Source organism: Bradyrhizobium sp., assembly GCF_017881085.1.
In the GTDB taxonomy this organism is placed as follows: Bacteria; Pseudomonadota; Alphaproteobacteria; order Rhizobiales; family Xanthobacteraceae; genus Bradyrhizobium.
Genome location: NZ_JADGRI010000007.1, coordinates 31,583 through 39,482, shown reverse-complemented (window position 1 = coordinate 39,482; position 7,900 = coordinate 31,583). Strand labels below are relative to the sequence as shown.

The 7,900-nt window shown below is 64.5% G+C and carries 10 protein-coding genes and 1 tRNA gene; 6 read left to right on the top strand and 5 right to left on the bottom strand.

The features are described from left to right. Nucleotides 1-27: 27 nt before the first annotated feature. Nucleotides 28-103, top strand: a tRNA-Thr gene (locus QZ213_RS01745). Between the two features lie 263 nt (nt 104-366). Beyond that, nucleotides 367-687: a hypothetical protein gene (locus QZ213_RS01740; protein ID WP_291684316.1), complete on the top strand. Its 321-nt coding sequence runs from the start codon at nt 367-369 to the stop codon at nt 685-687. Nucleotides 688-1,508: 821 nt separating this feature from the next. Here the strand turns inward: QZ213_RS01740 and QZ213_RS01735 are convergent. The 3 genes from QZ213_RS01735 to QZ213_RS01725 are packed head-to-tail and all read right to left on the bottom strand — an operon-like array spanning nt 1,509 to nt 3,300. Next, nucleotides 1,509-2,255 (bottom strand): di-trans,poly-cis-decaprenylcistransferase, encoded by a 747-nt coding sequence (locus QZ213_RS01735; protein ID WP_291684315.1) that lies wholly within the window; start codon nt 2,253-2,255, stop codon nt 1,509-1,511. A 33-nt stretch (nt 2,256-2,288) separates the two neighbouring features. Continuing rightward, on the bottom strand, nt 2,289-2,699 hold the full coding sequence (locus QZ213_RS01730) for a transcriptional regulator (RefSeq protein ID WP_291684314.1): 411 nt from the start codon (nt 2,697-2,699) through the stop codon (nt 2,289-2,291). Further along, nucleotides 2,683-3,300, bottom strand: coding sequence for a hypothetical protein (locus tag QZ213_RS01725; protein WP_291684313.1), 618 nt, complete (start codon nt 3,298-3,300; stop codon nt 2,683-2,685). Before QZ213_RS01725 ends, QZ213_RS01730 begins: the two co-directional genes overlap by 17 nt. 158 nt (nt 3,301-3,458) lie before the next feature. Between QZ213_RS01725 and QZ213_RS01720 the strand changes: the two genes are divergently transcribed. Both QZ213_RS01720 and QZ213_RS01715 read left to right on the top strand, forming a co-directional pair. Further along, nucleotides 3,459-3,824, top strand: a complete 366-nt coding sequence (locus tag QZ213_RS01720; protein WP_291684312.1) for a hypothetical protein — start codon at nt 3,459-3,461, stop codon at nt 3,822-3,824. A gap of 144 nt (nt 3,825-3,968) precedes the next feature. Further along, nucleotides 3,969-4,229, top strand: coding sequence for a hypothetical protein (locus tag QZ213_RS01715; protein WP_291684311.1), 261 nt, complete (start codon nt 3,969-3,971; stop codon nt 4,227-4,229). 11 nt (nt 4,230-4,240) lie between these two features. On the opposite strand, the gene QZ213_RS01710 is transcribed toward QZ213_RS01715, so the two are convergent. Continuing rightward, nucleotides 4,241-5,272 (bottom strand): polysaccharide deacetylase family protein, encoded by a 1,032-nt coding sequence (locus QZ213_RS01710; RefSeq protein WP_291684310.1) that lies wholly within the window; start codon nt 5,270-5,272, stop codon nt 4,241-4,243. Between the two features lie 218 nt (nt 5,273-5,490). Here QZ213_RS01710 and QZ213_RS01705 point away from each other — a divergent pair, with 218 nt between their 5' ends. After that, nucleotides 5,491-5,769: a hypothetical protein gene (locus QZ213_RS01705; protein ID WP_291684309.1), complete on the top strand. Its 279-nt coding sequence runs from the start codon at nt 5,491-5,493 to the stop codon at nt 5,767-5,769. Nucleotides 5,770-5,894: 125 nt separating this feature from the next. Next, entirely contained in the window at nt 5,895-6,107 is a 213-nt protein-coding gene (locus tag QZ213_RS01700; RefSeq protein WP_291684308.1) for a hypothetical protein, read from the top strand. Between the two features lie 6 nt (nt 6,108-6,113). On the opposite strand, the gene QZ213_RS01695 is transcribed toward QZ213_RS01700, so the two are convergent. After that, nucleotides 6,114-7,799, bottom strand: a complete 1,686-nt coding sequence (locus QZ213_RS01695; RefSeq protein WP_291684307.1) for an MFS transporter — start codon at nt 7,797-7,799, stop codon at nt 6,114-6,116. Between the last annotated feature and the right edge of the window lie 101 nt (nt 7,800-7,900).

The window sequence follows — 7,900 nt, the reverse complement described above, 5'->3', positions numbered from 1 at the left end:
ATCTTCGCCGATCGCGCCGCATGGTCCGCCGCAATAGCTCAGTTGGTAGAGCACGTCATTCGTAATGACGGGGTCACAGGTTCGAGTCCTGTTTGCGGCACCAGTACCTAGCCACTATCTCCAAATGAATTCGCACTGGCAGCTGTTAACCCAGCCAACAGAGCCACGAAGGCCTGCCGCCTTCCAACACGGTTGACAACGTTGCAATTGCGGTTGGTGCCGGAGCACGGAAATATCGTGAGCATTCCGATGAACCTGTTCAGGAAGCGGCAGCCTTCATTTCTGTGTTGCCTTCCCGTCCTGCTTTTATTGAGCGCCTGCGGCGACGTTGGACCCGATTGCGCTACTCCGGATGCGCGCAATTCCGTGCTCAAGAGCATCGCGGATGACCGGAATAATCGGCTGGTCAATTTCGCGGTCGACAATTCGGACGCGGTCGCGGCATTGCTCAGCCATGCGAAGGCCGACGCTGAAAAGGCGGCGATCAAGGACAAGGCAAAGCAGGACGCGGTCTATTCGCTGGACGATACCATCGTCGTGAATTCGAAAAGCAAGGGCGTGGCGCTGTGCACCGGGCTGTTGTCTCTGCGGATTGGCGATACGACGGTGCAGAAGGAAGTGGACTTCAGGGTGGAGCAGGCGGCGGACGGCAAGACGTCCGTGTCGGTGAAGCCGTTCCAGTTTTGATCTCTACTTGCAGCTGTCGGTCCAGCGGTGGATTGCTTCGCTGCGCTCGCAATGACGGTGTCCGGCGATGCGTCCCGCCGTCATTGCGAGGAGCGCAGCGACGAAGCAATCCAGCTTTTGCGCGTAAAATCGAATTTGTCCTGCGCGTTCAGACTGTTTCTATCTGTCCAGTCCCGTTCGAAAAAATATTCCGCTTCGCATTTCAGGCAAATCAGCTTCTTAACTCCCGCCGTCCTGTCCCGTTGAGGGGCGTTGGCCATCGTCACGAACGTTGGGGCGGGATGCGGTGGACGCGGATGCGCTATTGACGAACAGCGCTGACGCGGACGGTGAAGTCGTGTGGTCCTGACGCCTCGACGCTGGCGTCAAGTCGGCAGCTAGGACGCTGCCGGCGACGGTGACAAAAAAGCCCGATCGCCGGGGAGATCACGAAGTAAGCCGTAAAACCAGCCGCGTGCGGGAATGCCGGGTGTTTCCGGCGTATCCGTGGTGACTAACGCGCGTGTTTTTTTCTACACGCGCGGCTGCGGGTGCGTTGGGCACCCGGCATTCCCCACGCCCTCTGGGCGGATGGTTCTTGCAAGCCTCGGGCGCATCGCGCCGCGGGATTTATACGCATGTCTGACGGTGTCTTAAATCGCGACGAACGCGCCACACACGCCGTGTCGTCCCTGCGAAAGCAGGGACCCATAACCACAGGCGTTCGTTGTGGCGCGAAAGCCGTCGAACAGCGCCTCTCACAATCAGCGTCACGGCGTATGGGTTCCTGCTTTCGCAGGAACGACAACGACTTTTCCCGCCAAACCGGTCTTTTATCTTTTCTACGCACTCAGCGCCGGTTCGCCCTGCGGCTCCAGCGCCTCCGGCTGCAATCCGCCGAAGCGGCGTTCGCGGCCGTGGAACGCGGTCAGCGCCTCGCGAAGATCCTCTTCCCCGAAATCCGGCCACATCCTGTCGGTGAAATGCAGCTCGGCATAGGCGCTCTCCCACAACAGGAAGTCGGACAAGCGCTTCTCGCCGCTGGTGCGGATGACGAGGTCGACGTCGCGCAGCCCCGCCTCGCCGGTGACGAGGTCGGAAAAATTCTCGCGGGTGAGACCGCCGAGGCTTGCGGCCCTGGCCACGGCGTTGAGGATCGCGTCACGCGCGGAGTAATCGACGGCGATGCGCAGGTTCAAGGTTTCGCCGCCGGCAGTCGCCGCCTCGGCGCGGCCGATCGCCTCGGCGATCCCGGCAGGCAAGCGATCGCGGCGGCCGATCACGGTGAGGCGGACGCCGTTGCGCACCAGCGCCTCGACCTCGCTGGCGAGATAGAACCGCAACAGCGACATCAGCGCGGAAACCTCCGCCTTCGGCCGGCGCCAATTGTCGCTGGAGAACGCGTACAGCGTCAGCGTGCCCACGCCCTGCTTGGGCGCGGCCTCCACGACGCGGCGGATCGCTTCGACACCGGCCTCATGCCCGCGCAGCCGCGACATCCGCCGCCTGATCGCCCAGCGTCCGTTGCCGTCCATGATGATGCCGACATGCAGTTTGGTTTGCAGTTCGGATGGAAGACCGCTTTGCATCGCAAAGTTTCCTTGCAAAAAAAGGGAAGGGCTTCAGATGGGGAGGATGCGAAACCGGGCGGCGGGAGCCGCGTCCTTGCTCGCGATCTCTTTGCCCGCGGCTCTGGCGGCGTCGCGCACCAGCCCTTCGAGCACGGCGAGATAATCGAGAAAGCGGCGGCGGCCGGTCTTGGTCAGGCGGCAGGAGGTGTGGGGACGGTTGCCCTCATAGCCCTTCGTCACTTCGACAAGGCCTGCTTCCTGCAGCACCCCGAGATGACGGCTGAGATTGCCGTCGGTGAGGCCGCAGAGCTGCTTGAGATCGGCGAACGCCAGCCCCTTGGGATGCGCCATCAGCGAGGTCAGCAAGCCGAGCCGCGCCTTCTCGTGAATCACGCGGTCGAGGCCGTCATAGGAAAACGGCGCGGCGTTGCCGTCGGTCTTCATCTCAGTCTTCGGCATCATGGTCTCCGGAAGCAAAATGCAGGATCGCGGCCATCAGCAACTGGCCGATCACGAACGGCAGGCCCATGGTCCAGGGCGACAGCGCATGAGTCTGGCTTGCCAGCAGCAGGCAGCCAAAGCCCGCGACGAAATACCAGGCGCCCGCGAACGCTACCGTGCGCGGCAGCGAGCGGACCGAAGCGAACACGCCGAGGCTCACCAGCAGCTGCCACAGGCCGGGCAGCATCCACAGCGTTTCCGGCGCGAACTTCCACAGCATCGCCGCCAGCAGCACGCCGGCGGCGCCGGCGGGAAGAAACTGTTCGACCGCCTGCAGGACCATGGCGTCGGCGAGGCCCGAATGATGCCGCCGCGAGCGCGCCTGCATCTCGGTCCAGATCATGCCGCCCGACACCAGCGCCGCCGCCGCCCAGCCGGCGAGGAACTCCATGGGACTGCCGGTCGGATCGTCGAGCCAGAGGAATTGAAGGATTGCGGTCAGCAGCGCCAGACCGCCGGTGGCGGCGACGGCCGCCGGGCCATAGCCGCGAAACGCGGTGCCGGCGGCAATCTGGCTGCGAATGGCGAAAATGTCGGCCAAGGCCTTGTCGAGATCGCGCATCTGTTGCCCCGCACTTTGCGATGCAAAGCTTACGCAACTGCAAAGTAAAGGCAAGCCCCCGGCGGCCTGCTTTGCGTGACCTTGCTCACATAACCCTGCGTGGGACCGGCCTAGGGTGCCGCCAACGTCAGTCGCAACGCCAACACCGGAGACCTCACATGCGCAAATTCATTCTGATCGCAGCCTTGGTTCTGGCATCCGCCTCGGCGCAGGCCGCAGGCATGCGGGGCCTTACCCTGGCCTCCAGCGACGACCAGACCGCGACGGCGGCCGAGCCGTCGAAGCCGGTCGAAACGCCCAAGGCCGTCGAAACACCCAAGACGGTTGACGAGGCAAAACCTGTCGAGACCCCGAAATATGTCGACCGGCCCGCCGCCGTGAATACGGCCACGGACGCACCGAAGACGGATGCGGTCAAACCGGTAGCCGTGCAGGCGCCGAAGGCTGAACGGCGAAAACCCCGGCGCGACTGGACCGAGGCGCGCATCATCGGCGAACTGCATCGCCACGGCATCTATTGGTAACGCGCCGTCCCATTCGAGTTTCAGCATCGGCCGACCCGCCCGGGTCCGGCCGATGCTTCACTTTCCCGAGAGTTGTGAAGGGGTTCACACCGGAATCCGGCGAACGGTCTATTGACGTGGCGTCTTCGCTGAAAGGATTCGTCCGTGCCGTCACCGCGCAACCAGAGCCCGCAAAATCGCCGCTTCGATTGGCCGGGAATCCTCCGGATCCTGCTGGTGCAGGTACTGGTGCTGGCGGCGCTGATGGTCGCGTTCGTGCGCTATGTGAACTGGTCGTCCGATCAGGCCTGGGCGGAATTTTCGCGCACCTTCATGGCGCCGGCGCCGGACGCGAAACCGGAGCCGAATTCGGCGGCTCCGATGCGGGCTGTCAAAAGCCGGATACCTTGCCCGCGCCGGGTTTGAGCGGCCTCAGATCACTGCGAAACCGTCTGCACCACGCTGCCCACCGCACGCGCGGTGGCGACCGGGAGCTTCATGTCCTTGACCAGACCCTCGTCATACTCGGCGAGCGTCTGCAGCGGCGCCTTGGCCTTCATCTGCACCACTCTGTAGCCGCCGGCCTTCAGCCGGCGAAGCAGGGTCGGCAAGGCTTCCGCGGTGTGCTTCTGGAAGTCGTGCATCAGGATGATGCCCTTGCCCTGCTTGTCCAGCTTGGTCATGACGGTATTGACGATCTGCTCGGGGTTCTTGGCCCGGAAATCAAACGAGTCGAGGTCGCAGGAGAACATCGCGATGTCGCGCGAGCCGAGATAGGCCATCGCGGCGGGCCCGTGCTGCAGCTCCGGAAAACGGAAGAACGGCGAGGGTGCCGCACCCAGCGCCAGCTTGACGGCGCTGTAGCCCTTCTCGATCTCGTCCTTGGCGAGCTGGTCCGTCATCTTCTTGGAATTCAGATTGGCATGCGACCAGGTGTGGGCGCCGACCGTGTGTCCGGCGGCAGCCACCTGCTTGAGGATTTCCGGATGATAGGTGGCATGCTTGCCGATCGGAAAGAACAGCCCCTTGGTGCATTCGTCCGCCAGCGCCTTGAGCACGGCGGGCGTATTGCCCGGCCACGGGCCGTCATCGAAGGTCAGCACGACCTCCTTGTCGGTCAGAAAGTCGAGCTGCTTGAAATGCTGGAAACCGAAACCCGGTCCGCCCGTGGTGTCGATGACCACGACGCGGGACACGCCGAGCGCGTCCGGATTGGCGCAGGTGTTCTTCTGCGGCGGAGGCGCGGCGGGCTTTTCCGGGACGGAAGCGGTGATCTCGAGATCGTCGCGCGCCGGACCCGGCTTCGCCGCGGCAGCGGCCGCCGCAAGCCGCTCGGCGGGTGGCGCGGCGATGGTGTTCGGAGCGGCAAGCGCGAGGCGCGGGGAAGAAGATGGCCAGAAGAACCAGGCCGCCGATATCACGACAGCCGTCACGACGCTCGCGAGCATCAGACCTAACGCGTTACGCATGGTTACACATTCCTAAAAAACGACGCGGCAACTTTCGCCAAGTCATTAATGAGAAATAGTCGTTAACGCAGTGCCAACGAGCGCCGGTTCCCGGCGACAAATCTCGGCTTCAGGAGGGCCTATTCAGTGTGATGGACGTCACAGTCGGAATCAGGCGATTGGGGCACGCTCGAGCCCATCAGAAACGGCCCACCGCACCGGGCCAGAGGGAGCCGATCATGACCGCCTTTCTTAACCGAACCATCCGCCACGCCGGCCTTGCCGCGGCCTTCGCGATCGGCGTCACCGCGCTGTCGCCGAGCGCAAGCTTCGCCTTCAGCGCCGAGGCGCAGCAAATGTGCACCGGCGACGCGTTCCGCCTGTGCAGCTCCGAAATCCCAGACATTCCGGCCATCACCGCCTGCATGTACAAGCATCGGGCCAATCTGAGCCCAGGTTGCCGGACCGTGATGGACCGCGATCTGGCCGCGCAGCAGCCGAAGGTCGCGGCGAAGTAATTTATCCGGTCATTCCGGGCTCGCGCTCTGCGCGCCCCGGAACGACCGATAACGCAAAAACCGTTGCCGCGCCGGTCTACGCGCATTAGAACGCACGGATATACCGACCGGCAAGGCGTAACATCATGGCCAGAATCCTTTTCATCATTCCGTTCATTCTCGTGGCTTCGGTGGCGTCGGCGCAGCAGCAGGGACAAGACGCCTGCGCGCGGGATGTCTCGCGCTTTTGCCGCGCGCACATGAACGACGGCGACCAGATCGTGCTGGCGTGCCTGAAGGAACATCGCGCCAGGCTCAGCAAGGCCTGCGAGAAGGTTCTGACCGATCACGGGCAGTAACGGATCTTACGTACTCCCGCCCGCCGCCGTCGCGACCGGCAGCACCTCGTTGACGGCGCGATCCGGCGTTTCTTCCTTCCAGCGCACCGATCCGAACGGCCGCTCCAGCATGCGGCGCACGCGTACCGGATCGGGCCCGAGATGAAAACCGATCGCGCGCTGGTGCAGCGCGCGCTCGGACTGCGTGGAGCGGTTGCGCTGGCGCAGATAGTCGAACCAGGTCGGGCAGTGATAGCGCTCGGTCCACAATTCGGGATCGGCGATATCGCGCGCGATCGACCAGCCATAGGCGCCGTTGCGCTGGCGGCTGAGCTGCACCTCCTGCATCACATTGTGGAAGGCGCGGGCGCTCTCCTGATCGATGCGGTATTCGATCTCCACCACCAGCGGACCGCTGCGCCCGGTCAGCGCGAGCTGCACCTCCGGATCGGCGAGCACTTCCGCATCCTCGTTGCGTGCGCCAACCCGCGGCATCGGCAGCCAGAGGCCGAGCAATGGCGAGACCAGCATCAGTCCAGCGGACACCAGCAGCGCGGTTTCCACACCGGCCGCGTCGGTCAGGCGCCCCCAGCCCCAGCTTCCGATGGCGATGCCGCCGGCAATCGAAGCCTGGAATGCCGCCAGCGAGCGGCCGGCGACCCACCGCGGCGCCGAAAGTTGCACGCCGATATTGAACAGGGCGACCGCCAGCATCCACACCGCGCCGGCCACCACCAGCGCCGCCGCGGTCAGCACCGGCTCCCGGCTCAGCGCGACCGCTGCGATCGCGCCGCCCATGGAGAGCGCGCAGGCGCGGATCGCCGCCTCGCCGCTCAAGCGCTTGCGGACCTCGCTGATATTGAGCGCGCCGATCACCGCGCCCATTCCGAACGCGCCGAGCATGATGCCGTAGGTCTGCGCGCCGCCATGCAGCAGGTCGCGCGCCACCAGCGGCATCAGCGCCGATACCGAGCCGCCGATAATGCCGGTCACCATCGTGCGCGTCAGCACGATCTTGATCGAAGGCGAATTGGTGATGTAGCGCACGCCCGACACGATGGCGCGGCTGAGCCGTTCGCGCGGCAGGCGCGACGGCTCGCTGACGCGACGCCAGCACAGCAGCACGACCAGGAGCGGCAGATAGAGCGCCGCATTGACGGCAAACGCCGCCACCGCGCCCGCGGTCGCGACCACGATGCCGCCGATCGCAGGACCGAAACTGCGCGCAATGTTGTAACTGATGCCGTTCAACGCCACCGCGGCGGGAAGCGTCTCCTGTGGGACCTGTTCGCTGACCGAGGATTGCCAGGCCGGGCCGAACAGCGCCATGCCGCTGCCGACGAGGAAGCACAATGCGAGCAACAGATTCGGCGTGACAAGGCCAAGCCACGACAATGCGGTCAGCGCAATCGCGCCGGCGAGCGCGATCGCGAGCGCCACCAGCGCGACGATGCGACGGTCATACATGTCGGCGATGGCGCCGGCCGGCATCGCGATCAGCATGATCGGCAGCATCAATGCGGTCTGCACCAGCGCGACCTTGTCGGCGGATGACGTCATCTGCGTCATCGCCCAGGCGGCGCCGACGGCCTGAATCATGAGTCCGAAATTGGACAGCAGGCTCGCGAGCCAGATGCGCCGGAATACCGAATGGCGGAGAGGCGCGGCTATTCCGCCGGCGTTGAAGGTTGAGCGTTTCGGCGGTTCGGTCATATCCGGTTCCGGTTGGCCTGCTACGGCTTGATTCTTCAGGCCGAAGTGATGCCCGCGAAAGTCCATCGCTGTCCAGTGCTTAAGCCCGCTATCAGCGGTCA

Excerpts from the sequence above, each read along its gene's own strand:
- QZ213_RS01710 (WP_291684310.1), bottom strand. The coding sequence starts at position 5,272 with ATGCGTAACGCGTTAGGTCTGATGCTCGCGAGCGTCGTGACGGCTGTC.
- QZ213_RS01705 (WP_291684309.1), top strand. The coding sequence starts at position 5,491 with ATGACCGCCTTTCTTAACCGAACCATCCGCCACGCCGGCCTTGCCGCG.
- QZ213_RS01725 (WP_291684313.1), bottom strand. The coding sequence starts at position 3,300 with ATGCGCGATCTCGACAAGGCCTTGGCCGACATTTTCGCCATTCGCAGC.
- QZ213_RS01695 (WP_291684307.1), bottom strand. The coding sequence starts at position 7,799 with ATGACCGAACCGCCGAAACGCTCAACCTTCAACGCCGGCGGAATAGCC.
- QZ213_RS01720 (WP_291684312.1), top strand. The coding sequence starts at position 3,459 with ATGCGCAAATTCATTCTGATCGCAGCCTTGGTTCTGGCATCCGCCTCG.
- QZ213_RS01735 (WP_291684315.1), bottom strand. The coding sequence starts at position 2,255 with ATGCAAAGCGGTCTTCCATCCGAACTGCAAACCAAACTGCATGTCGGC.
- QZ213_RS01700 (WP_291684308.1), top strand. The coding sequence starts at position 5,895 with ATGGCCAGAATCCTTTTCATCATTCCGTTCATTCTCGTGGCTTCGGTG.
- QZ213_RS01730 (WP_291684314.1), bottom strand. The coding sequence starts at position 2,699 with ATGATGCCGAAGACTGAGATGAAGACCGACGGCAACGCCGCGCCGTTT.